Origin of the sequence: Acinetobacter sp. CE-15 (assembly GCF_051059255.1) — a bacterium.
GTDB classification, from domain to species: Bacteria; Pseudomonadota; Gammaproteobacteria; order Pseudomonadales; family Moraxellaceae; genus Acinetobacter; species Acinetobacter guillouiae.
This window is the reverse complement of the sequence record NZ_CP192737.1, coordinates 649,557-674,598: the sequence shown is the minus strand read 5'-3', so window position 1 is coordinate 674,598 and position 25,042 is coordinate 649,557. Positions and strand designations below refer to the sequence as shown.

Sequence of the window (25,042 nt, the reverse complement as noted above, 5' to 3'; positions counted from 1 at the left end):
CAGGAAAAAAATAATGTCTCAGGGAAACACATCAGCGCCTATTCTAGTTACAGGTGCAACAGGCTATATCGCCAGTTGGGTGATTCAAAAATTACTTGAGCAAGGTTATACCGTTCATGCCACTGTACGTGATCTTAATAAGAAACAAAGCTTTGCACATTTAGAGAAAATCGCACAAGCCAGCTCTGGCACACTAAAACTGTTTAAAGCCAACCTTTTAGAAAATGCTTCTTTTGATGAAGCCATGCAAGGCTGTGAAGTTGTGTTACATATGGCTTCACCATTTGTTGTGACCAATTATAAAGATGCTGTTAAAGATATTATTGAACCTGCAATTTTAGGCACGGAAAATGTCTTAAATAGTGTCAATAAAACAGAGTCTGTCAAACGAGTCATTGTGACTTCAAGTATCGCGTCTACTTATGGTGATGCAATTGATATTTTAAAAACACAGCATAATCAGTTTGATGAATCTCACTGGAATACCACCAGTTCAACCACGCACCAACCGTACCCTTATTCAAAAGTTATGGCAGAGCGTAAAGCATGGGAAATGGCGGAAGCACAAAATCGTTGGACGCTGATCTGTGTTAATCCTGCATTGGTACTTGGCCCATCACTGACCGCAAATACACAGTCAGGGAGCGTAGAAGTCTTAGAGCAATTTGCCAACGGCATGACCTTACTCGGTGTCCCACCGATGTGGAATGGTATTGTGGATGTTCGTGATGTTGCTGATGCGCATATTTTGGCAGCATTCAAGGAAAATGCAGCTGGACGTTACATTATTAGCGGCGGCTCACTCAGCCTTTTGGAAATGGGTAAAATTTTACGTCAAAATTTTGGACAAAAATTTCCTTTTCCGCGTAACCAAGTCCCGAAAAAAGCATTTAAATTCATTGGACCTGTATTTGGCTATTCGCGTGATTTTATTGAAAAGAATATGGGCTACCCTATCTTTTTTAATGCTGATAAAAGCAAACAGGAACTGGGGATGAGTTATCGTAATATTGAAACCAGTTTAGTCGAGCATTTCCAGCAGCTTCTTGATGACGGTGTGGTGAAGAAATATATTTAAGAACAGCTCAACTAATTCTTAAAGCCAAAAAGCCTTTTCCAAATATGAAAAAGGCTTTTTGGCTTATAGCGTTCAACATCAGCTAAGGCTTAGAAATCAAAAGTCACACCGACTTTATAAGTTCTTGCACCACCGACTAAAGCATAGTTTGAATTAAATACACCTTCCCAATATTTTTTATTGGCAACATTATCAACATTGGCAAGGAATGTGGTATTTACCCCACCAAGTTTGGTTTTATAGCGAGCGCCTAAGTCAACAATCGTATAGTCTGGTAGTTCTAGCGTATTCTCTTCATTCAAATATTGCTCACTCACATAACTTACACGAGTATTGACATGCAGCCCCTCAACCTTAGGAATGGCATAATCAAGCCCTAAAGAAGCAGTAAAATCGGGTACACCATATACTTTATTACCTTCGAAAGCGACCTTCGCTGATTTCACATATTCAGCATCGATATAGGCCAAATTCCCCATCACAGATAAAGTATCTGTAACATTGCCAGAGAATGACCACTCCACTCCACGAGCGCGCGTTTCAGCATCATCATTGACTTTATTACTTATGCTGTCCAGATAAGCCTCAGGCTTTTTAATTTGATAAAGTGCCAAAGTATTTAACCACGAACCCAACTGATATTTTGCACCTAACTCATATTGCTTGGTTTGATAAGGTGCAAGTGTCTCACCTCTATTTGTCGCAGTTGGATAGGTCGTTTCTGAGACAGTAATCCCTTCAGCTAAGCCCTCGACATAGCTTGCATAAAAAGATAAATCCTCACCAAATGGTTTGACAACAATCCCCAAACTTGGTGATAACTTATCTGCACTATAAGCTGATTTTTTGACAAGATTCTTAGTATCAATATCTTGATAACGCCCACCTAAAATCAGTTGTAATTTATCATCCAACATTGAAAGCTGATCCGTTAAGGTATAACTCACATACTCATTATCACCATAAGGAACAATTTCTGGATAGGTTGTTGGCATTGTTCCTGTATTTGATGGATCATATAAATTGGTCGTAAACCCCGAACTGGTTGCGGATTTATGTTGTGAATATTTGCGGGTTAAATAGTCAGTACGCAATCCCAAAGTATGCTTGATCGCACCTGTATCAAATTTTGCTTCAAAGCCTACATTAGCAACAGTATTATGTTCTTTTGATCCCACTCGATAATATTGTGAGGTTGCATTTCCATTTAAATTATTGACAATCATACGTGTGCCAAAAAGGTGACCATCATATGATTTTTCTACATATCCAACGCCTGCAAATGCTTTTAAATCAGGGGTAAATTTATATTCACCGGATAAGCCTACAAATTGGCTGTTGGTATTGCCTTCTAAGTTTGAAAAGTAGTTTAAATCCCCTTTAGGTGCTGCAAGTACATGATTAACACTGCCCTTGCCACCCATGGCGACCATTGCAGGTGAACCGCCTTTACGATTTGCTTTGACCGCATAAGCATCTAAATTAATCTTTAGTTTATCCGTGGTGTAATCCGCAGCAATTGCCCCTAGAGCTTGACGATCATTCATTCCATCAATGATATGTTCGCCATCAGCATAAGCGCCATTCACACGCACACCAAACTCCTTGTTCTCACCAAAACGACGAGATACATCAAAGCCTGATTGATAATATCCTTCATCTTGAAACGATGCAGAAACTCGGGTGAGTTCTTGATCTGCCCGTTTAGAATGCCCCATCACAATCCCGCCCACACTGCCTGTAGGTGCAACACCTGCAACCAATGCATTTGGACCTTTAAGTACAGTCACTGACTCTAAAAATTCCGTAGGCATCCGACCATAAGGTGCAACACCATAAAAGCCGTTATAATTTAAATCCTCATGATTGACATCGAAGCCACGGATTTTAAAGTTTTCATTTAAATGTCCTTGATTGGTTGTGGTTCGAATACTGGCATCATTTTTTAACACCTCCCCCGCCGTGTTTGCTTGTTGATTTTCAATCAATTGTGCTGAATAAGACGTGATACTAAACGGCGTATCTATAATTTTCTTATTTCCCAATGGCCCTAAATCTGTATTTTTTTGCAAAGCACCGTTGGCAAATGTTGATTTTTCTTGTTCTTTTTCAGCAGCGACTTTAATCGTAGGCAAAGCAGTAATTTCATCATTTGCCCAAATTGTTTGTGTAAGTCCCCCACCAAAAAGCACGATAGAAATAGAATTGACTAGAAATGTTCGAGAAAAATTTTTCATATAAATAATAAGACACTTTTCAAATGATAATGATTATTATATAGACTTTCACTATTGTTAAGAATTGTAATTTCTCATCTAAAGTTAAGTTTAATGGAAAATTCTAATAAATAAGAATTATTATCATATAGCGCACTAATGATAGAGCAAGCAACCCTGCGAAATGCAATAGCTAAAATACAGTGCGAAAAATTCTATTAAAAAATGATGACTTGTTGATTTGCTATCGCATCAATCTTGAAATGATGATTTTAATTTTTGAAAACTGTAAAGATACAACAATTGTATCTTTACAGTAATTTTAGAGTTAATTTAAACGAAACTATGCCTGTCCATACTCAGCCATTAATGCTAAAAACTCCTGCTCATTCAGTACAGCTACACCCAGTTTCTCTGCTTTTTCAAGCTTAGAACCGGCTTTTTCACCCGCAACCACACATTTGGTTTTGCTCGATACACTGCCACTGACACGCGCACCAAGTGCTTGTAGCATTTGAGTCGCATCATCACGCCCCATGGTTGCCAATGTGCCTGTAATCACCCAACTCTCACCATTTAAAGGCTGACGAGTGGGTGCAACTGGTGCATCCCAATGGATCCCCGCTGCAAGCAAACGATCAATCACTTCAAGGTTATGTGGGGCTTGGAAAAAATCAACAATCCACTCAGCGGTAATATCACCAACATCTGGAGTTTTCTTTAATGCTTCAAGATCAGCATGACGAATCGCATCCAGCGTCTGGAAAGTGTTGGCAAGCATACGTGCAGTCGTCTCGCCTACACCACGAATACCCAAGGCATAAATAAATGCAGCAAGTGTGGTTTTCTTACTGTTCTCAATCGCATCCAATAAATTTTGGACAGATTTTTCACCCATTTTTTCAATGGTCAGTAACTGTTCACGATGCTCATGTAAATGGTAAATATCCGCGACATCTTTTAACAGATCAAGATGTAACAGTGACTCTACCCAACGATCACCGAGACCTTCGATATCCATCGCTTTACGTGAAACAAAGTGGCGAATGGCCTCAATACGTTGTGCAGAACAATATAAACCACCCGAACAACGCGCCAAAGCCTCACCTTCTGGCATGACCACTGGAGAAGAACATACTGGACAGTTTTCAGGTAAATGCACTTCTGTCACGTCATTTGGACGAAATTCTAACCATACTTTTTCAACTTTGGGAATCACATCACCGCTACGATAAACACTGACCGTATCGCCAATACGAACGTCCAGACGGTGAATTTCACCAATATTGTGCAAAGTTACATTGGAAACCGTTACACCGCCCACAGCCACAGGATTCAAGCGTGCTACTGGGGTTAAAGTCCCGGTACGTCCGACTTGCCAATCAATATTTTCAACCGTTGTTAATGCTGCAACTGCGGGAAACTTATACGCTGTTGCCCAACGCGGTTCACGACTTAAAAAGCCCAGCTTTTGTTGTTGCTGAAGATTATCGACTTTGATCACCATGCCATCAATTTCAACCGCTAAGTTCGGGCGCTCTTGGTTGATTTGCTGATATTTTTCTTGTACTTCTTGAATACTTTCACAAATAAAATGACGTTCACCCACAGCAAAACCAAAGTTAGTCAACCATTCAAGACTCGCTGACATCGACTCAATGCCATGATGCGGCTCACATTGTGCAATACCATAAGCATAGAATGCCAAAGGGCGAGATGCTGCAATACTTGGATCAAGTTGACGTAAACTACCAGCCGCAGCATTTCGAGGATTGGCAAAGGTCTTCTCACCCTTCGCTTCATTTTCAGCATTGAGTCGTTCGAAGCCGGCTTTTGGCATCAATACTTCACCACGAACTTCCAACAAGCGTGGCACTGCCACTTTATCCGAAGACAAGACTTTCGGTAAATTACGAATGGTTTTTACATTTTGCGTAATCACTTCGCCTGTTTCACCATCGCCACGGGTTACGCCACGTGTCAATACACCATTTTCATACCAGAGCGAAATCGCCAATCCGTCAAATTTTAGCTCGACATCATATTGAATCTTTTGATTGGGTAATCGTTCTTCAATACGGCGAGCAAAAGCAAATAACTCGTCCTGATTAAATACATTGCCCAAGGACAGCATCGGTACAGTATGGGTAATGGTTTCAAATTTAGACAGTGGTTTTCCACCTACTTTATTGATTGGGCTATCTGCCTGAACCAATTCTGGGTGTTGTTGCTCTAGAGCTTTGAGTTGGTGAAATAACTGATCATATTCACTGTCTTCAATACTCGGCTGATCCATCACATAATAAGCATGATTATGTTTTGCAATGAGTTGAATCAATTGACGCATTTGCGTCACGACAGGATTATTTTCCATAAATTTTTTCACCATAAAAAGGCGGAATACTCCGCCTAAAATTCTGAATACCAATTATAAAGTAAATATGACGTTATGCTAAGCGTCATGCCCTGAGCGATAATCGATCGCTTTATGGCGCCAATGCTCTTTCAGTTGTGGGGTAAATTCAAGATTGTTTTCATCATAGACCGTACCATCTATTTCACGGGCAATTAAGCCAGCAATACTGACCATGGTATCAAAGCCTTTTTGCACATCTGAATGAGGGAGTGCCAAGAAGAAAGCCAAACCTTGAACTTGTTCAGTCGATAAGGTTTCTAAATCAAAACCATCTGGACCATTGTCGGTGACACGTAATACAGAAAACAGTAAATGGCTTTCTTCCTCTGGATTCTCATAACGATGGAAGCAAGAGAGTTCACCAAAACGTAAACCATATTTGAGCAACATTTTTAAGGTTTTATCCCCAGACAGTGCTTTACGTGGATTCGGATAAACATTCAGCGCAATAATGGTTTCAGCCGTAGACAATACGCTTTCATCATCATATTTTTGTTGCTCATTTAAATGAACATCTAAAATACTACTTTCCTCATCAAACTCTTTGATTTCAGCTGTTTCAACATTGGCATTAAACTGAAACGCGTCCTCTTTGTCCTGACTGACTACGACTTTGGCAGAATCGTTAGTTTGAGTCGTCGGTTCTGTTTGCACATCAAGTGCTTTTACAGACTCTGTTGCGGATTCAGTGCTTGCCACTGTTTCCGTCTTTTCAGGTTGTTGTGTAATTGCGGCATGCTCAAGCTCAATTGACTGAACAACATTCGACTCCGCTGCTACATCCTCAATCTTTTGCTGTTTTTCATCTGCAACTTCGACCGAGTCTAAAGCCGTTAAATTCGGTTCAACACGCACTTGCTCTTGAGACTCACGGTCTGTTCGCAATTGATCTCGTACATGACGAGGAATTACCGGTTGTTTACAGTCTTCATTGATATGCAATTCAGACTCTAAAGAAGGTGCGGCATCATTGGGCTTTCGTAGCACCATCCTTAATCCCACCAGAATGATGATTACTGCAACAACAATTCCAATAATTGTGGTGACTTCCATACTACGACTCCGCGGCTAAACCGTATTCTCTTGCCTCTTCCAAATTCACAGTGACGAGCTTTGATGTGCCTGGTTCAGGCATCGTCACACCCAGCAAATCGGTTGCCATCGTCATTGCAACTTTATTATGTGTAATGTAAATGAATTGGACTTGATCAGAAAGCTCTTTTACTAAATTACAAAAACGACCAACGTTAGCATCGTCTAAAGGTGCATCAACTTCATCCAAAACACAGAAAGGTGCAGGATTCAAACGGAAAATAGCAAATACCAAAGCCAATGCCGTTAATGCTTTTTCACCACCAGATAACAAAGCTAATGAACTATTTTTCTTGCCGGGTGGGCGTGCCATCAGCTTCACGCCAGACTGCCAGTCATCTTCAAGACTTAAACTGGCTTCACCACCATTAAAGACTTTTGGAAATAATACTTTTAATTCAGCATTAACCTGATCAAAAGTCCCCATAAATAATTTTTTGGTTTCTTGGTCAATGGTCTTCATGGCATCTTTCAACTGCCCAACCGTATTTTCCAAGTCTTGCATTTGATGGGTTAGATCTTCAAAGCGCTTAGAAACTTCTTCATATTCTGCTGAAGCGGCTAAATTGACCGCGCCTAATTTTTCAAACTGACGTTGTGCTTTCTCAAATTTTTCTTGATGTACAGGTAAATCAATCAACACGCCTTGCTTAACTTCAGCATTCATCTCTTTAAGTTGATCGGAATAATGCTGTAAATCTGATTTTGCCGATTGCCAAGCCAAACGTCGCTCTTCCAGTTTTGTACGCAATTGCTCATCATTTTGCTGATGCAAATGGCGCATTTCTGTCAGTTGTTGCTGTTTGGATTGAATATTATTCAATTCAACTTGCCACTCACTCCAAGTTTTTTGCAGTTTTTCAGTTTGTTGTGCCTGCTCAGCATATTGCGATTCTAGACTCGGCAATTCCAATTGAATTGGATCTACAAACTTCTTGGCTTGCTCCATTTGCGCAATAATTTGTTGATATTGCGTTTTAGAGAAGGATAGGTCTTTGTCTAATAATTCAATTTGCTGTTTATTTTGTTCAGCTAGACGACGTGTAGTTTCAGAATCTTGCTGCTTAAGCTGTAATTGCTGTTGCTGTTCTTCAACCTGCTCATTGAGCTCATCCAACTTGAATTGCAAAGTTTTAAACTCAGGAAGATTTTGTTCAAGCTTGAGAATGACCGAGTGCATATCGATTTCAAGATCATCTTTCTGCATTGCATCTTCTTCAAGTTGCTCATCTAACTGTTGCAATTGACTATTGAGCTGAACTTTCTGCAACTCAAATGCTTGTGAAGCACTTTGCTGCTTAGCAATTTGCACATCAAACTGTTGTAGCTGTTTTTGCTGATGTTTTAGCGTGTCTTGCTCTGTTTGGATCTGTTTTTGCAGGTCCAGCAATTGCTGATTTAAATTTGGCAATACAGTTTCAGCTTCAATCAACTGTGGTTGTAGCTGCGCAAGTTGTGTTTCAATTTCTTCAAGGCGAATACGATGACTGAGTGCACCCTGTGCGGCTTGGCTCGACTCATCAAAGAACAGACCAACCACCCAATCTTGACCGACATGATAACCATCTAGCGTCAATATGCTTTGTCCTGCTTTTAACTGTGCTTGTACAGCTAAAGCTTGAGCAAGGTTTTCAATTACAGCGACTTGATTCCACAATGAATACTGTGGAGATTCAATCCAATCTGCTAAACATCCCAATCCATTCAATTGAATTTTATCTTGTGAGCTTGATGCTTTAAGCTGGCGTGCCACACTTTCTGCAAAATCTGCGTCTTGATCAACAATATGGGCTGACAACCATTTGGCTAAAAACTTTTCAACCAGCTGCGCATGTGCTTTGCCTTGTGCATTCAGCGTTAATACCTGCATCAATTGCACCGTATCAGCCTTGCAATTTACAGCACTTTTCGCCATTAATTGGGTGAGGTTTTTCTGTTCAGATTGCAATACTTGTACATCAGATTTTAAAGCTGAAATCTGAGTTTTTTGCTGACTAATGCTTTCCTGTAGTTGTTCAAACTGCTGCTTTGCTTGATTAATTTTTTGTTCTAATTCAACAATTACAGCTTGGATTGCTAATTTATCTTGCTCAAGTTGTTGAACATCTTCAGTTTGAAATTGACTTTGAACCTGAACGGCTTGGGTTTTTAAGGTGTCTTTCTGCTGCTCAATACGCGCTACATTTTTTGCAAGTTGTTCAATTTGCGCCTGCATTTGTGCTTTTTGCTGCTGTTGCTTTTCAACTTGAACTTTGACCTGTTCATACTGTTGTTGTGCTTGCAATTGCTGCGCTTTTAAATCGGTAAAGGCTTGGCTACGTTGTTGTGTTTCAGACTCAGCATGTTGTAAATGTTCAGTCTGCTGCTCCAATTGACCGTGCAAGGTTTCCAACTGCAATTCCATCAACTGAATCTTTTCTTTGGTTTGAGCTTTTTGCTGTTCAAAATTTCCCAAAGCTTCTGAGTTCTGTTGAAATAAACTTTGTTTCTGTTCCAAAGTCATTTTCAACTCAGAGAGTTTTTTCTCAGCTTGTTGCCACTCATTTTGCAAAGGCGTGGACTGTTGAATCAAACGTTGGAACAACTCATTGGTTGAAGTCAGATCATGTTCCAAAGTACTCATGTCAGAGCGCACCAGTTTAAAGTGCTCTCCCAATTCGTTCATTTCAACCGTATATTGTTCTTGTAAACGAGAACTACGATCACACTGGAAAGATAGAATTTCAATCTTTAACGTACGAATTTCAGTTTCTAAAGTCTTATATTGAACCGCAGTTTCAGACTGGCGTTTTAAGGTTTTAAGCTGTGATTTGAGTTCTGAAGCAATATCTTCGAGGCGGTCTAAGTTCTGCGTGGTATGTTCTAAGTGTTGTAGTGTTTCACGACGACGAGCCTGATAACGAGAAACCCCAGCAGCCTCTTCAAGAAAGATACGCATTTCTTCAGGTTTGGCATCAACCAAGCGGTTAATCATCCCCTGTTCGATGATTGCGTAGGAACGAGGACCTAAACCTGTACCCAAGAAAATGTCGGTAATATCACGACGTCGGCACTTCGTCCCATTGAGAAAGTATTCAGATTTTCCATCACGATTCACCTGACGGCGAACAGCAAGTTCAGTATACGCGTTATAAGCCCCACCTAATTTGCCATAGGTGTTCTCAAAGCGCAGTTCTACACTTGCCATACCTACAGGTTTACGTTTTGCCGTTCCTGTAAAAATAACATCCTGCATACTGCCACCACGGAGCTGGCGTGCACTGGATTCCCCCATCACCCAACGGATCGCGTCAATCACATTGGATTTACCACAACCATTAGGACCTACCACCGCTGTACGGTTATCTTTGAATTGTAGTGTTGTACTATCGGCAAAAGATTTGAAGCCTGAAAGTTTTAAGCTGCTTAAACGCATAATGTCCTAGTAATTACCGACGCGATCTCCGCGCCCAAGCGAGTTCGATTTGTTTCATCCGTGTCAGAGATTCCAACACCAGATTACGTAAGTGTCGACAAAAATCTTCCATAAATAAAGTAGCTTGTTGTGATTTTCGGATTAAAATTGCGTCAATCACCAACTTAAGCAATTCTAAAGCTTCTTGAAGCTCGCGTCTTGAAGTATTTAAGGTTAAAAAATAACTTCTTCGTAGGGATGGTAACAACTCTTTATAAAATTTCATCAGATAGGGATTCCCAACCATGTCCTGTTGCCCTGATAAAAATTGAAATATGCCATCATAAAACTTTTCAGTATTGCCTTGTTTCACCTGCTCAACCAAATGATTCATCATCTGCTGAATCGCTTCAGCTTCATGATTGCGCCATGTTTCACTCATACGTTGCACGATTTGACCTAATAACAATGCGCTGGTATCGAACAATGCACGGACTTGTTGTGCTGACATTTCTGAGACAATTGCACCACGACGAGGATAAATTTCAATCAGATGGGTTCTTTCTAAAAGCAAAAGGGCTTCACGTACCGAGCCACGACTGACATCCAGTTCTTTGGCAATACGTAGTTCTTGTATTCTTTCCCCTTCAACCAACTCGCCACTAATAATTTGTTCACTAATATGTTTGGCAATCTGTTCTGAAAGGCTATCCACTTCTTCCGAATGCATATAATTCCTATCTTGGTTTATTATTCTTTACTTGGACAATGTCAATTGTCATTATTTTAGTTGTACCTGATTTAATTCAATTGAAACCATGACATTGTCCGACAATTTTAATGTATTTTAAGTCAACTCAGTGTTTAGAAAAAGTACCATTGATCGGAATCTACTTAGTAATACCTTGATAAATAAAATAAAGACCGACCACTGTAAGTAAGCATGCAAAGCATTTTTTCAACATCGCTGGAGAAAGTGCGTGCGCCACCTTTGCGCCAAATTTGGCAGTGATAAAACTCATTACACTGATCCCAATAAAGGCATAGATATGCACATAACCAATTGAATTTTTAATTTCGGTTGGTTCTTGTGCACCAAAGAACATAAAGCCAAGCGCACCCGCAATTGCGATCGGTAAACCACAAGCTGCTGATGTTGCAACGGCTTTTTGCATCACCACACCATTTTTGTTGAGATAGGGAACGGTCAGACTTCCGCCACCAATACCAAAAATTGCCGATGCAACTCCAATTCCCCCACCAGCTAGCATTTGCATAGATGCGGTCGGTAATTGTTTAGATTCATCGACTTTGACATTGGCCCCCTTAAACATTTTAAATGCCACCCAAATTGCAAATGCACCAATAATCAGCTGTAAATGCTGACCTGATAAAATATCTGCAATGCCAGCACCAATAAATGAGCCAATCACCAAACCTGGGGCTAAGTTTTTAAAAACATTCCAAAGTACGGCACCTTTTTTATGATGCGCTGTTACAGAACTAATTGAAGTTACAATAATTGTTGCAAGTGAAGTTCCCAATGCCATGTGCATAATGACCGAAGGATCATAGCCCATTTTGGTAAAGACCACATAGAGAATTGGTACAATAATTAAGCCACCACCAACACCAAATAGCCCAGCAGCAAATCCTGCGATTGCACCAATACCTAAATATATGATTAACTCCATAAATGTTCCTTCACTCTTCTCAGATTCAACATGGATTTAGAGACTCGTCATCTTAGACAACTTCTTACACAAGCAAATGAACTCCCTGAAGTGCTGCTTTTAAAGCAGACGACAGCATCGACCAATGATGATGTGCGTGAAATTGCGCTCAGCGGCGTCAAGACAGTTTTGGTCTGCAGTGAAACTCAGACTCAAGGACGAGGTCAGCACCAACGGGAATGGGTTTCGCCAATTGGTAACATTTATTTAAGCACATTGCTTGAAACTCGAACACCCTTAGATGGGCGTTTAGCATTGGAAATTGCTTTAAATATCTTACAAATGCCAACACTTAAGAATTTACCAGCATTACAAATTAAATGGCCCAATGACCTATATAGCCCTCAAGGAAAGTGGGGGGGAATTTTGGTTGAACCCATTTCACCACATCAAGCCATTGTTGGAATCGGGATCAACTTATTTCCGATCCCCAAAGAAAATGTGACCCAACAAGCCACCTCAGTAATGCAATTAGGCCTACAATTTCCAAATCGAATCCAAATCATTGCAGAAATGTATTTGGCAATTCAACAAGCTGGACAATGGTTTGATCATGGTTGTTATAACCTTGCAGCACGATTTAATCACTATGCTGCCTTTATGGATCAACAGGTTCATTTTGAACAAATTCAAAATTCAATTGAAGGTATTTTCAAAGGAATTTCTGATGATGGCGCACTGAATTTATTGACAGCTCAAGGCTTAGTCAATGTCTATCAAGGGCGTTTACGCTTAGCTGAAGCATAAATAACGAGGTGATCTGTTGTCTAAAATGAGATAGATTGATCAGATGTATCGTGAAAAAGTGATCGGCAATTATTTAAAACAGGGCTTTTTTCGCTATACATTTCGCTATATATTGCGCAGTAATCGTATTGATCCAAAGATCATAGCAAACAGTTACTAACAGTACGGAACAACGTTCAGCAAAATGAATCGCAGGTTATTTGTCCTATTTGATTGATCAGATTGAGATGCTCTCTAAGTCGTTCAATATTTTCAAATAAAATAATTATGCAGATTGTGTTCAGTTTCAATTAGGCAAAATCATGAAAGCACTTTGGTTAGATATTGGAAATACTCGTCTAAAATATTGGATTACTGAAAATAATCAAATTATCCAACAGGCAGCAGAATTACATCTCCAATCCCCTGCGGATCTGCTACTGGGTTTAATTCAACATTTCCGTGGTTTAGGCTTAGACAAAATTGGAATTTCCTCAGTCCAAGATAAAAAGAACAACGAACGCATTGTCCAGATTTTAAAATTACTCGATATTCCGGTAACTTTTGCCAAAGTGCATGCTGAATATGCAGGATTACGTTGTGGCTATGACCATATAGAACAACTTGGGATCGATCGTTGGTTACAAGTTTTGGCTGTGGCGAAAGCTGATGATGACTTGTGTGTGATTAGCTGCGGCACCGCTTTAACAATTGATTTAACCCAAGGTTTACAACATTTAGGCGGTTATATTCTGCCTAACCTCTATTTACAACGTGATTCTTTAATTCAAAAAACCAAAGGTATTAAAATTCCAGATGCGGCTTTTTCAGAGCTAAGTCCTGGTCGGAACACCATAGATGCAGTACATCATGGCATTTTCTTGGGGCTGTTAAGCACCATTGAAAAAGTGCTTGAGCAACAACCACGCAAGCTTATTTTAACAGGTGGTGATGCCAATCTATTTGCACAATTTCTAGAGAAATATCAACCAAGAATTGAATCAGATTTATTACTCAAAGGCTTACAGTTCTATATAGATCGACAAACCGCTTAAACCTAAATACAATTTAATGGAAGATCAGCAATCTTCCATTTTTAATAAATAAACACAACCATAAACACGATAAAAGAGCAATCATTATGAAAACGATACCCTTACTGCTTAGTGCCTGTTTAATGAGCTTCACAATGGTGGGTTGTACCAGTTTACAAACCACGCACTCACCTTCAACAACCATGGCAACAACTGAACCCGTTATTGCTTACTTTGCTCCAGATGCAGGTGAAGAAGCCTGTGAGTGCGGCTTAGTCATGGATCAGGGTTATTCACTCACACCTGTAGAAAATGGATATTTCAGAAAATTATTAGGTCGTGATAAAGATGGCCGTTTCTTAGTTCAGGACTTCTATCAAAATAGTCGTAAAAAACAATCTGACCCATTTTGGATTAAAGCCCCTCAAGGCTTAAATAGCTTTGATAGTAAATATGTCGACGGTGAAGTTGTGGGCTATTTTGAAAATGGAAAAGTCAGCTTTAAATCGACCAGCCAAGACCAGAGATCAGTTGGAAAAACTGAAACATACTATTCAAATGGTCAACTTGGGTTACAGGAAGAATATTCAGATGATCAGCCCATCGTTCAAAAGGTATGGTATGAAGATGGTAAACCTGCAGCTGAACTAAAATTAAGCCCAAGTGAAGATTATTCGATTCTGGACAGTAAAGTTTGGGATCAACAAGGCAATTTGATTCAAGATGAGCAACACGCTCAGGAGATTCTTGACGAGCTTTATCAAAAGCTCAATCAATAAAACAGCATCACGATAAAATCGAATATGCAGCCTGAGTACCAGTTTGAGATTCAGGTTGTAATAAAACTGCTAACTTTTCCCAAAGTACAGTTAAGCTGGTATAGCCCTCTGTTGCCATAAAATGCCCTGCACCTTTCACTTCAATCATTTGTGAATTCAGCGAATAACCCAATTGAATACTGACAGGCGCTGGCACAAAAGGATCATTGTTGGAGAAAAAGATAAAGCGATTCAGAATATTCATTCTGAGCAGCGCATCATCGACCCGAGCGTGTTGTAAAAATAAATTAAGTTCAGGTAGAACGGCTAAATTTTTACTGAATCCCGCAACCAAAAATAAAGCGCCTAATTTTCGCCCCAATAATTCACTTGAAAGAAAATCCAGACTGGCAATCCCTCCTAAGCCATGTGCCACAATGATGGTATCGTCATTGAGTGACTTAATTTGCTGCGTAATATTATGCTTCCACAGCTCATATTGGGGCTGCTCTGAATGTGCTAGATCAATCACTTCACATGCATGCCCTGTAGACAATACTTGTTGCTTTAGCCACGGATACCAATGATATTCAGGGGAGTCTTTATAACCGTGTACGATAAATACTTTTTTCATAAATCAACTTCTTATCAATTATTGTTTAAATCATATTCAAATAATGGGCTCAGAATATCTAAACAGCCAACAAAAGTATGTTATTTTTATTTAACAAAAAAGCGCCCTAAGGCGCTTTTTATAAAAAAAATGAGACTTATTTTTTATCGTTATTACCAAACAATGGCCCCATACCGCCGCCACCGCCAAACTGTTTTTGCATTCCACCCAATGAGCGCATCATTTTTGCCATACCCGATGGATTGGCAAATTTCTTCATCATTTTCGCCATTTGTGCATGTTGTTTGATCAGTTTATTGACTTCAACCACATCCATACCACAGCCTGCTGCAATACGCTTTTTACGGCTCGGATTCATTAAGTCTGGGTTACGACGTTCTTTAATGGTCATCGATTGAATAATCGCTTCCATCTTTTTCACTTGCTTTTCAGGATTTGCTTGTGCAATCGCATCTTGAATGCCTGAATTGCTCATGCCAGGCAACTTATCCAAGAAGCCCATCATACCGCCCATTTTGTTCATCTGTTCAAATTGCATCAGCATGTCTTCGAAGTTGAAGCTCCCGCCTTTTTGCAATTTTTTCGCCATTTTTTCGGCTTTTTCTTTGTCGATTTTACGTTCAACTTCTTCGACTAAAGAAAGTACGTCACCCATACCCAAGATACGTTGTGCAACACGCTCAGGATGGAATGGCTCTAAGGCATCGAGTTTTTCACCCATACCTAAGAATTTAATTGGCTTACCAGTAATCGCACGTACCGAAAGCGCCGCACCACCGCGTGCATCACCATCGGTTTTGGTGAGGATAACACCCGTTAATGGTAATGCATCATTGAAAGCTTTAGCTGTATTTGCCGCATCCTGACCTGTCATTGCATCAACGACAAATAGGGTTTCTGTTGGGCCAATTGCAGCGTGTAATGCTTTAATTTCGTCCATCATGTCATCATCGACATGCAAACGACCTGCTGTATCGACAATCAAAACATCGTTAAAGTTAATTTTGGCTTGACCAATTGCACGTTGTGCAATTTTAATCGGATCTTCAGAAGCATCCGATTCAATAAAATCAACACCCACTTCAGCAGCAACTGTTTGCAGTTGCTTGATCGCAGCTGGGCGGTAAACATCGGCAGAAACCATCGCCACTTTTTTCTTTTGACGTTCTTTTAAGAAACGTCCAAGTTTTGCAGCTGTCGTGGTTTTACCAGCACCTTGCAAACCTGCGAGAAGAATCACAACAGGTGGTTTTGCAGCTAAGTCTAGGCTTTCGTTTGCCTCACCCATCATTTTGGTGAGTTCGTCATACACAATTTTAACGAAAGCTTGACCTGGTGAAAGCTGAGTCATGACTTCTTGACCCAATGCTTCTTCCTTAACTTTCGCAATAAACTCACGAGTTACAGGCAAAGCAACATCGGCTTCAAGAAGTGCCATACGCACTTCACGTAAGGTATCTTTAATATTATCTTCGGTTAGCTGCCCAGAGCCAGTAACATTTCTGAGACTCTGCGTGAGTCGTTCTGTTAAGGTATCAAACATTGCAAAATCCGCTTAAAATAGCTAGTAGCAAAAAAATCTTTCTTAAAATAGAAAATTTATGCTCAAGATGCTATAGGATACTGTAGTTCACATGGAATTTATATCTTATAACATGAATATTCATCATCCTGAAAAAGGTTTGACATGATTAGCCTACCCTTGGTTTATACGATTTTAGCATTAATTGCCTATACCTCTTCATTTTGGTATTTGTTCATGCACTTAATGGCTAAACGTTCCGCAAACCCTTGGTTTATTGGCATCATGTCAGGTTTAGGGCTGATATTACATGCAAGTGTACTGCATAACGACATACTTACACCACTAGGGATTAATTACGACGTCTTTAACTTGATGTCTTTTACCTCTGCGTTAATGTTGGTTTTAAGTATGCTTTATAGTACCTATCGTCCTGTTCTTTCACTAAATTTGATTGGAATTCCTGTTGCCGCCTTTGGTTTGATTCTCGGTTTTTGTTTTAGTAAACCAGATCAATTTATTGAACAGCATTCTATCGGTTTAGACATCCATATCATTCTGTCTTTATCTGCTTATGCCGTTTTACTCATGGCAACCATACAAGCCGTTTTGATTTGGTTTCAAAACCGCGAACTCAAAAAGAAACAAAAAAAACGTATTTGGGTCAACTTCTTACCGTCATATCAAGCCATGGAATCCTTACTTTTTGATATGCTCATTACTGGTTTTGTTTTATTAACTGTCGCCCTATGTTTTGGTTTCTTTACCATTGATGACTTCTTTGCACAGCACCTAGCACATAAGACTGTGTTTAGTATTGTGTCTTGGTTTGTTTACGGTGCGTTGTTAATTGGTCACTATAAGTTTGGCTGGCGCGGTCAGAAAGCCATTCGCTTTACCATGATTGGATTCTTTTTATTGGCAGTTGGCTTTATTGGTTCTAAATTTGTTTTGGAAATGATTTTGCATCGTTGATAAACGCAGCACTGAGCAAAATGGGCAGTATTTTGTATTCTTACTATAAATATATTGATACAGAAGCAGAAGAAATTGTTTTATATGAATTAGATCTGGAATATTACTGCCTTAGATCAATTCTGGTGACAGCTTCACTCAGTATCAATACAAATTTAAACATAGAACAAGCGCATTTTTTCTTACCTGAAAGAAGTTTTTCTGACGTTTTAGATGAAATTATTCCCATTGAAAAAGATGAGTTTTTAAATTTTTGGAATCAATCAATCTCTAAATATTTAAGTGATTGGAATGAATTAAAGAACAAATTTAAAATTGGACAAAATATTGAAACCGAGATTGTGTGTTTCTACCCTCAAGGGGTGATTGTTCAATATGGCGAAAGGTTTTATGGTTTAGCCAGTTACGAGGATTGTGAATCGTGTTTAGGTTCAAACAACATGTATCCACAACAAAAAATTCGACTTTATGTAGAAAGTTTCGATCATGAAAATTTATGGATCAACTTTTCAATAACACCCCATTCAGCGCTGACCTAGAATATATTTTGCATCGGTAGACATCTCCTACAAAAATGCGTATAACGCTGTTTTCATCTCATCAGGTAACAACTGTGAAACTTATACTCGCCCCAATGGAAGGCTTAACCGACCCTATCATGCGTGACGTTCTCACACATGTCGGTAGCTTTGACTGGTGCGTGACTGAGTTTATCCGTGTAACGGATTCGGTCTTACCTGACCATGTTTACCATAGCTATTGTCCAGAATTAAACAATCAAGGCAAGACAGCTGCTGGCACACCAGTACACGTTCAGTTTTTAGGAAATAATCCTGAAATGCTCGCTGCCAATGCGGTACGCGCTGCTGAATTAGGTGCTCCTGCAATCGATATGAATTTTGGTTGCCCTGCCAAAACAGTAAACCGTCATAGAGGTGGTTCAGTACTTCTAGATGAGCCTGAAGTTGTACATGAGTTGGTCAAGGCTGTACGTGATGCTGTACCCAAACATATTCCTGTATCTGCAAAAATGCGGTTAGGATATATGGATCGAAATTTTACCCTTGAAAATGCGTATGCCATTGAAGATGCTGGCGCAGCTTGGGTCACTGTCCATGCTCGGACCAAAGCTGATGGGTACACCCCTCCAGCATTTTGGGATCAGCTACAGCCGATTCGTGAAGCACTCAAGATCAATGTGATTGCCAATGGTGAAATTTGGACCAATGCTGATGCGAAACAATGCCAACTTGAATCAGGTTGCCAAGATTTGATGATTGGTCGTGGTGCTGTGACTACACCAGATCTCACACAATGTATTCGTAAAAATACAGATGAACCACTTATCACATGGTCTGAACTATTAAATTTACAAATTCGTTTTTTAAATGGACCATATAAAAAAGAGCTGAACATGGTCGGCCGCTATAAACAATGGATTGGGATGATGTCTAAGCATTATCCCGAAGCCAAAGCCTTATGGGATGAAATCAAACGGTTGAAAAAAATTGATGAAGTGCTGGAGAAATTGAATCCTGCACATTTTTAAATTGCTTCATCAATCTCTAAAATTGCTTTAATTTCTTCAGGTTGAAATTCTTTTGATAATTCAGAAGTTGGATTCAATACCAATGTTGCCCCCTGAGTCATTTCAAAAAACTGCCGTGTATTTAAAGTGATATATTCGGCATCGACGCCAATATCATTTTGAATGGTTTCTAGTTCTATGAAAAATGGTATTGCTTGATCGCCTTCTGGTGTTTCTAAAATACGGAATTGAATTTTTTTTTGCTGATCTTGTGTTCCCAAACAATAAATATCCGATGCTAAAAGTAGATCGATAAAATCAGGGATCAATTCGTAATTTTCTTGGGTGTTGATAAAGAGTTGTTGTAAATTTTGCATGTTGTTGATTGTCTATTTTTGGTGCCATTAATATAGCTTATTCACGGTAGATATGGAATTGACCTGAGTGCTCAATTGGATATCCTAAAGCTTCGAATTTCAAATTTAATAAAACAATGATTTTTCATAATTTTCATCTTAAAAAATTTTAAAGTTCACACTCATTCTTTTATTTACTATATATATTAAATTGACCAGAATTATTAATTGGATCACAATTCACTTCTAAACTAAATCTTTTATAATTATAGTTATTAACCATTATTTCATCTTTATTCCTGTTAAATTTATAGAAATTATCATGATCACCATCAAACCCAATTAAGCTCAAAATAGATTTAACATTATTCTTATCTAGATCTGAAATTTTATTACAATCATCAAACCTATATTCAATCGTTTTAACACCAGAACCATTTTCCTCAGGGCCAACAATTAAAATAGAACTTCCAATTTCAAAAATCAAAGGATTAGCATTGTCATTAAAATTTACTTTTTTGTAGTCATTTTCACTTATGATTTTTTTATAAAATAAGCCATCAACCAGATTTTTAAATAAAACATTATCTATTCGTTTCCTATCTTGGTGTGCAATGCTATGGTATGACGTAGACAAGCTTCTAGGCGTACAATCTGCACTCGCACATGGGTCATTTACTCTGTTTTCACTTGCCTCCATATTCTCAAAATGAATATCAGATTTATTCTTAGAAACATAAAATACAAGAGAAACAAAAAGTAGTACTAAAATTATTTTTTTCATTCCAACCTTTTTTCGTTATTGACTAATGTATTAATCACTAGCATTTACTTTTGGCACACCATTACTCTTATAAATATAAAAGGCAGTATAATTATTTGTTTGATCAGTATTAAACTCAAACCAAAAACCTGAAACTTCAATTCTATTTGTGACTAAAAATTTTCCATACTTATGTACTCTATTCTCAATATCTGTTATGTGCTCTTGCAATAGTTTTTCGTAAACATCCATTAAATTTTTTTCATTCAATTCTAAAATATTTGTAAAGATCATTGGAACTTCTGGGTCCAAATTAATTTTCTTATATCTTCCAGTAACTTCATCATAATCATGACCTAAATAGATTACTATTTTACGTTGAGACTTAAGATTCTCTCCAGTTGAATATATTGTAGATGAGATTTCAGGTAGTCCATCTCCACGACCAAAAAAGAAGATCTTATTTATACCATATGAATTTGGTTCAATTTCATAACGTTTCTTACTCAAGGGAGCATTTTCCTTATGCTCAATGTATCCTGATTTTAAAATTTCATTTTTAATTTTATAAAAATCAATAGAAATAGTTTCCAATTTAAGCTGATTCACAGGGGCATTTTTACTAAAATCCACTTCTGGGGCTATTAGAGGTTCACTATTATTTTTAAAAATATAATAATTTGTATGATCTTCAATACTACTACCAAAACTATAGGACGTTATAAAAAAGCATATCAAAATTATTATTTTAAGTTTAATAATATAATGATTTTTCATAATTTTTATCTGTCATTTTTGTATAGTATACAGTATAAGCAAAACTATTGACTTGGCCTTTCCCTACAAACCATTCAGGTTCAGATTCCAAGATAATATGTACACCATTAAAATTCTTTTCAGTAATAACCTTTCCGTACTGATCCCCACCTTGACATCGTCCTTTAGTTAAAAAATTTTCTATGAAGTTATCAAGACTACTTTTATCTAAAGCTGCTGAATTTATTAAGAAAATTTGATCATAAATTGATTGATAGATATTTTATGGATATTTTCATCAAATGGAACGAAATTATCACTAGCATAATAATTTGTATTTGGACCTTGTCCTGTAGTTCGTACTTCTAATGTAGACATATGATGATAATTATCTTCAAAATTTTCATTGTGAACTATTCCATTATCAAAACCTTGAGTAGCAGATAATCGATCTATAACTTTTAACTTCAAATAATTTGAATTCATTTCCTTATATTTGCTATATATTTTTTTAAAATTATAGTCCAAATACAAATCATGATTAACAACAAATAAATTAATATCTCTCGATATTTCCTTTACATCACTTTGAGTATCGCTTTTCTTAGTTTTGTTATTTATCTGGCATAGATGATCTAATGGCTCATTAGGAGCACATGCAAATAGAAAAAAAGAGAATATATAAATAGTTAAAATTTTCCTCATAACTCATTAAGCCTTATCAAAGGTATAAAATTTCTAGATAGTTTTTAATACCATAGATATAGAAAACTAATATATTGATGTTTCATATTTTTTATCCGTTTTCTTTGTAAAATAAACTGTAAAAAAAAGACTGGTTAGTTTTTCATTTTTATTTCCTGATGCTTCTAAAATAATATGAATATCATTTACATTCCACTCTAGCACTTCCTCTTGTGACGAAGTGCTGCACTCGAGCCTTTTAATAAAAAGATTAATATTTTTATCTAAATCTTTATCATCTACTTTATTTCCATTGATCACATAAATTTGATCACCCAACATTTTAGCAATAGTATTGAGGATTTTATCATCGTAAGGTACATAATTGGTACTTTTAAAAAATATGTAATTTGTCTTAAAGTTTATACGTGTATCTAGATTAGACATATAATGCTTATTTTCTTCAACATTATTACCTACAGTACCATCTGCAAACCCTATTTCAGCAGGAAGTTTATCTAAAACTTTTAAAACCATATAATTGCTATTTAATTTTTTATATCTGTTAATTATTTCTTTTTGATCATAATTTAAAAAAATTCTATTTTCATCTACAAAGTTAGAAATATTTCTTCCAACTCTAACATCATAACTATTTTCAACATCTGAATTTTCACTATTTTTTATATTACAATTATCCTTATTTGAATCAAATGAACACGCAGACATACTCAAAATTGCTACAAATAAAACCAATAATTTCATAATATCTTTATCCTTTATAATCCAAACTTCTATCTTTTCTCATTTTTAACCATTGATCTCTAAATAATGCTATTTGGTTACCTTTATAGGCGGAGTCTTGTGATTTTTTTTCACCTGTAAATTCATAATCCATAAAATTATCCGTAAACCCTTGATGAAAACAATATGATATATCTTTTCCATTTTGGAATACATGGGATAATCCAAAGCTATGAACTATTTCATGGACGACAGTCTCCAATTCAGTTGCTCCATGATGGTAAATAACAACTGAGTTCCCCCAAACTTTTTCTCCATTAGACCCAGCTTCAGGAGCATAAATTGCACTCCCTTTCCTATTGTAGGCTTGACCATTTCTTGTATAAGAGCATTGTGTATTTGTAAAAAAAACATATGTAACATCATTTGAATCTGAATTTATTAAGCCATTAACTTTTGCATATTTTTGAAATAAAAAGATTAAGTCATGTTTAAAATCATTATCATGTATATTACTAATTATACTATTACCTAAGCTGTTTTTAGGTTGGTTTACATAATATTTATTATAAAACTCTTCTAAGTCCCAAGTCTTATTTCTATCTAACATATCTTTTATGTTGAATATTGTATCCCTTACGATTTTAGGCCTAATTAATGCTTGATTAAAAGATTGGTATTTCAAGCTATATTCAAGCCCAGTCTTTTTAGGTCTCAGTACTTTATTTTGGTTAAAGCTAACATCGACAAAACAAATTTTTGCTAATGGCACTTTATCATTTGGAAATATATACAACTGCCCAACAACCTCTATCGCTGTACTTTTTTTTGCTTTAACTGTAACTAAAGCTCCCTTTGTTGTAGCGCCATCACAAATTATTCGGATTGAGCCTTGGTTATCATAATACGACCTTTTATTATTTACTAAATCAACACTCTGTCGGTTCTTTAAAAAATTTGAAAGTGGTAACTCCAAACGATTACTTTTTTCATTACCAGTTGATGTAGATATTTTTATACATTTTTCATTTGTTTCAAATATTATTTTTGTACCATCATCTTGTAAAGGAGTTTCATCATCTCCAGCAACTTGATGAATTTCTAAATCGAGCAATGCTCCATTTTTATTAATTGATGTACTTGCATTTTTATCTTTCACATTTGTGGCAAATATTGCCAAGTATGCTGGTATATATTCCTTTCCCCATGGTGCTATTTTCACCATATTCTCTGTGTATATTTTTTTTAATTTTTGAATCGCTTTATTACTGTCATCAACTAATACAATTTTTCTATTTTCATCAATCTTTTGTATTGGATAAATATATTCATCTCTTAGCCAATCAAAACCAAATTCACCGTTATATCTCTTTGTTGCTCGTCCAAGATTATAAGGTCTCCGAAAATGAACAGTAAACTTCCTTAAACACGTTGCACATGAAGCACCCGCTGCAGGACTTGCACCACCAACACCCATCTTAAACCTCCAAATTAATCAAATTTTTTATAAAAACGTTATGATGAAATTCTTTTCCCAATACATACTCTTTATATGATTGGATATCATTGGAATAATTTTCTTGAAGTGAACTCAATAAATCTTTTTGTTTTAAAAACTCTATTTTTTCTGGATAAATAATTGAAAGATTTTCTTGAAGATTAGAATGACTAAAACTCTGATTTAACTGGTCTATTGCTTTAAAAACAAATTTAAAATCATGCCCTAAAACCACACTTTTATAGCTTTCCAAAAGTGTATAAAAAGCATCTACATAAGATACTTGCTCCGCAATATTGTAATGCTGCATTTCATTTTGGAGCCAAAAATATTGCGGATCATTTGCATAATCTATTCCCAAATAAACATGGCTCTTCACCATATATTTGAGTGTATAAATTTGATTGATGCCTTTTTCAATATATAGATTGATCAGGCTTTGGACAGGTTCTAATAGCTGATCAAATTGCCCATTCAGTTTAAGGGCTGGGTTTTCTTTTATAATTTCATAGACAAGGTCATATAAAAATTCTTTATTTTGCTCAACATCTAATTCATATAATTTTTCTTGGCTGAGTATGAGCATTATGCATTCTCCAATACCATTAATTGATTAGAATCTACATCCTGATAATTTCGAATTGAAATGACCCATTTTGTAATACCCTCAAAAAACTCATCTTCTTGTTGATCTGTCAGTATTTTATGAATTTTTTTAACAATTCTTGGATCAAACCATCTAAATAATTTTTGTGTACCATCAGGAAATTCTACTGTGAGATAGCCTTTCATTTTTTTAACAAACTGAGTCAGATTCAATGAACTGAATACCAGATTTAAAGCCTGTTCATCTTTCCATGTTTGATGAATAAAGCTAAATCCTTCTTCTTCAAATACCTCGAAATCATTGATTAAGACAAGTACAGGGGCAACTTCAAAAGGTGCATTGCCCTCCGTTGTACCTGAAAATAATGAATAAAACTCTAGCCTTGCGTCATTTCGCCATGTATTGATAAAGTGCAAAGTTTGATCTGAAACTTGCGCTGCATCCAAGATTAAATACATGTTCAAATCATGTTGATCATCTTCGATACAGCTTTTTATATTTTTAAATGGAACAATTTTTCTTTTCATT

The 25,042-nt window shown here is 37.1% G+C and carries 23 protein-coding genes; 7 read left to right on the top strand and 16 right to left on the bottom strand.

Annotated elements, in window-relative coordinates:
• The first annotated feature begins 13 nt into the window (after positions 1–13).
• On the top strand, positions 14–1,078 hold the full coding sequence (locus ACQ7EO_RS03180) for an SDR family oxidoreductase (protein ID WP_434278865.1): 1,065 nt from the start codon (positions 14–16) through the stop codon (positions 1,076–1,078).
• Between the two features lie 89 nt (positions 1,079–1,167).
• Here the strand turns inward: ACQ7EO_RS03180 and ACQ7EO_RS03175 are convergent, their stop codons facing one another.
• The 6 genes from ACQ7EO_RS03175 to ACQ7EO_RS03150 form a co-directional block, all read right to left on the bottom strand.
• Complete coding sequence (locus ACQ7EO_RS03175) at positions 1,168–3,315, bottom strand: TonB-dependent receptor (protein WP_434278864.1); 2,148 nt, start codon at positions 3,313–3,315, stop codon at positions 1,168–1,170.
• A gap of 322 nt (positions 3,316–3,637) precedes the next feature.
• On the bottom strand, positions 3,638–5,668 hold the full coding sequence (gene ligA, locus ACQ7EO_RS03170; RefSeq protein ID WP_434278863.1) for an NAD-dependent DNA ligase LigA: 2,031 nt from the start codon (positions 5,666–5,668) through the stop codon (positions 3,638–3,640).
• 78 nt (positions 5,669–5,746) lie between these two features.
• Positions 5,747–6,763 (bottom strand): cell division protein ZipA C-terminal FtsZ-binding domain-containing protein, encoded by a 1,017-nt coding sequence (locus ACQ7EO_RS03165; RefSeq protein ID WP_434278862.1) that lies wholly within the window; start codon positions 6,761–6,763, stop codon positions 5,747–5,749.
• 1 nt (position 6,764) lies between these two features.
• Positions 6,765–10,217 carry a chromosome segregation protein SMC gene (smc, locus tag ACQ7EO_RS03160; RefSeq protein ID WP_434278861.1) on the bottom strand — a complete coding sequence of 1,151 codons (3,453 nt, stop codon included), beginning with the start codon at positions 10,215–10,217 and terminating at the stop codon, positions 6,765–6,767.
• A gap of 13 nt (positions 10,218–10,230) precedes the next feature.
• Positions 10,231–10,926, bottom strand: a complete 696-nt coding sequence (locus tag ACQ7EO_RS03155; protein WP_004724049.1) for a GntR family transcriptional regulator — start codon at positions 10,924–10,926, stop codon at positions 10,231–10,233.
• Positions 10,927–11,086: 160 nt separating this feature from the next.
• Entirely contained in the window at positions 11,087–11,890 is an 804-nt protein-coding gene (locus ACQ7EO_RS03150) for a sulfite exporter TauE/SafE family protein (RefSeq protein ID WP_434278860.1), read from the bottom strand.
• Positions 11,891–11,920: 30 nt separating this feature from the next.
• Here ACQ7EO_RS03150 and ACQ7EO_RS03145 point away from each other — a divergent pair, with 30 nt between their 5' ends.
• The 3 genes from ACQ7EO_RS03145 to ACQ7EO_RS03135 all read left to right on the top strand — a co-directional run bounded on the left by ACQ7EO_RS03145 (position 11,921) and on the right by ACQ7EO_RS03135 (position 14,468).
• A complete protein-coding gene (locus tag ACQ7EO_RS03145; RefSeq protein ID WP_154130763.1) occupies positions 11,921–12,676 on the top strand; it encodes a biotin--[acetyl-CoA-carboxylase] ligase in 756 nt (251 codons plus the stop codon).
• Positions 12,677–12,978: 302 nt separating this feature from the next.
• Positions 12,979–13,710, top strand: coding sequence for a type III pantothenate kinase (locus tag ACQ7EO_RS03140; protein ID WP_004724053.1), 732 nt, complete (start codon positions 12,979–12,981; stop codon positions 13,708–13,710).
• 86 nt (positions 13,711–13,796) lie between these two features.
• Positions 13,797–14,468: a toxin-antitoxin system YwqK family antitoxin gene (locus ACQ7EO_RS03135; RefSeq protein ID WP_004817814.1), complete on the top strand. Its 672-nt coding sequence runs from the start codon at positions 13,797–13,799 to the stop codon at positions 14,466–14,468.
• Between the two features lie 7 nt (positions 14,469–14,475).
• On the opposite strand, the gene ACQ7EO_RS03130 is transcribed toward ACQ7EO_RS03135, so the two are convergent.
• A complete protein-coding gene (locus ACQ7EO_RS03130; RefSeq protein ID WP_434278859.1) occupies positions 14,476–15,081 on the bottom strand; it encodes an RBBP9/YdeN family alpha/beta hydrolase in 606 nt (201 codons plus the stop codon).
• Positions 15,082–15,217: 136 nt separating this feature from the next.
• Positions 15,218–16,624: a signal recognition particle protein gene (ffh, locus tag ACQ7EO_RS03125; RefSeq protein ID WP_004817818.1), complete on the bottom strand. Its 1,407-nt coding sequence runs from the start codon at positions 16,622–16,624 to the stop codon at positions 15,218–15,220.
• A 144-nt stretch (positions 16,625–16,768) separates the two neighbouring features.
• Here ffh and ACQ7EO_RS03120 point away from each other — a divergent pair, with 144 nt between their 5' ends.
• From ACQ7EO_RS03120 to ACQ7EO_RS03110, 3 genes are all read left to right on the top strand, one after another.
• Positions 16,769–17,578 carry a cytochrome C assembly family protein gene (locus ACQ7EO_RS03120; RefSeq protein ID WP_004724062.1) on the top strand — a complete coding sequence of 270 codons (810 nt, stop codon included), beginning with the start codon at positions 16,769–16,771 and terminating at the stop codon, positions 17,576–17,578.
• A gap of 20 nt (positions 17,579–17,598) precedes the next feature.
• On the top strand, positions 17,599–18,117 hold the full coding sequence (locus ACQ7EO_RS03115) for a hypothetical protein (RefSeq protein WP_434278858.1): 519 nt from the start codon (positions 17,599–17,601) through the stop codon (positions 18,115–18,117).
• Between the two features lie 74 nt (positions 18,118–18,191).
• On the top strand, positions 18,192–19,127 hold the full coding sequence (locus ACQ7EO_RS03110; protein ID WP_434278857.1) for a tRNA dihydrouridine synthase: 936 nt from the start codon (positions 18,192–18,194) through the stop codon (positions 19,125–19,127).
• On the opposite strand, the gene ACQ7EO_RS03105 is transcribed toward ACQ7EO_RS03110, so the two are convergent.
• From ACQ7EO_RS03105 to ACQ7EO_RS03070, 8 genes are all read right to left on the bottom strand, one after another.
• On the bottom strand, positions 19,124–19,483 hold the full coding sequence (locus ACQ7EO_RS03105; protein WP_353163564.1) for an SseB family protein: 360 nt from the start codon (positions 19,481–19,483) through the stop codon (positions 19,124–19,126). The genes ACQ7EO_RS03110 and ACQ7EO_RS03105 overlap by 4 nt on opposite strands.
• 169 nt (positions 19,484–19,652) lie before the next feature.
• Positions 19,653–20,246 (bottom strand): hypothetical protein, encoded by a 594-nt coding sequence (locus ACQ7EO_RS03100; RefSeq protein WP_434278856.1) that lies wholly within the window; start codon positions 20,244–20,246, stop codon positions 19,653–19,655.
• A gap of 30 nt (positions 20,247–20,276) precedes the next feature.
• Positions 20,277–21,002, bottom strand: coding sequence for a hypothetical protein (locus tag ACQ7EO_RS03095; RefSeq protein ID WP_434278855.1), 726 nt, complete (start codon positions 21,000–21,002; stop codon positions 20,277–20,279).
• A gap of 225 nt (positions 21,003–21,227) precedes the next feature.
• On the bottom strand, positions 21,228–21,686 hold the full coding sequence (locus tag ACQ7EO_RS03090; protein WP_434278854.1) for a hypothetical protein: 459 nt from the start codon (positions 21,684–21,686) through the stop codon (positions 21,228–21,230).
• 66 nt (positions 21,687–21,752) lie between these two features.
• Positions 21,753–22,430: a hypothetical protein gene (locus tag ACQ7EO_RS03085; RefSeq protein ID WP_434278853.1), complete on the bottom strand. Its 678-nt coding sequence runs from the start codon at positions 22,428–22,430 to the stop codon at positions 21,753–21,755.
• A 7-nt stretch (positions 22,431–22,437) separates the two neighbouring features.
• On the bottom strand, positions 22,438–23,886 hold the full coding sequence (locus tag ACQ7EO_RS03080; RefSeq protein ID WP_434278852.1) for a M12 family metallo-peptidase: 1,449 nt from the start codon (positions 23,884–23,886) through the stop codon (positions 22,438–22,440).
• A 1-nt stretch (position 23,887) separates the two neighbouring features.
• Positions 23,888–24,493: a hypothetical protein gene (locus ACQ7EO_RS03075; RefSeq protein ID WP_434278851.1), complete on the bottom strand. Its 606-nt coding sequence runs from the start codon at positions 24,491–24,493 to the stop codon at positions 23,888–23,890.
• Positions 24,493–25,041, bottom strand: a complete 549-nt coding sequence (locus ACQ7EO_RS03070; protein WP_434278850.1) for a DUF4123 domain-containing protein — start codon at positions 25,039–25,041, stop codon at positions 24,493–24,495. The genes ACQ7EO_RS03075 and ACQ7EO_RS03070 overlap by 1 nt, the downstream gene beginning before the upstream one ends.
• Position 25,042 lies beyond the last annotated feature (1 nt).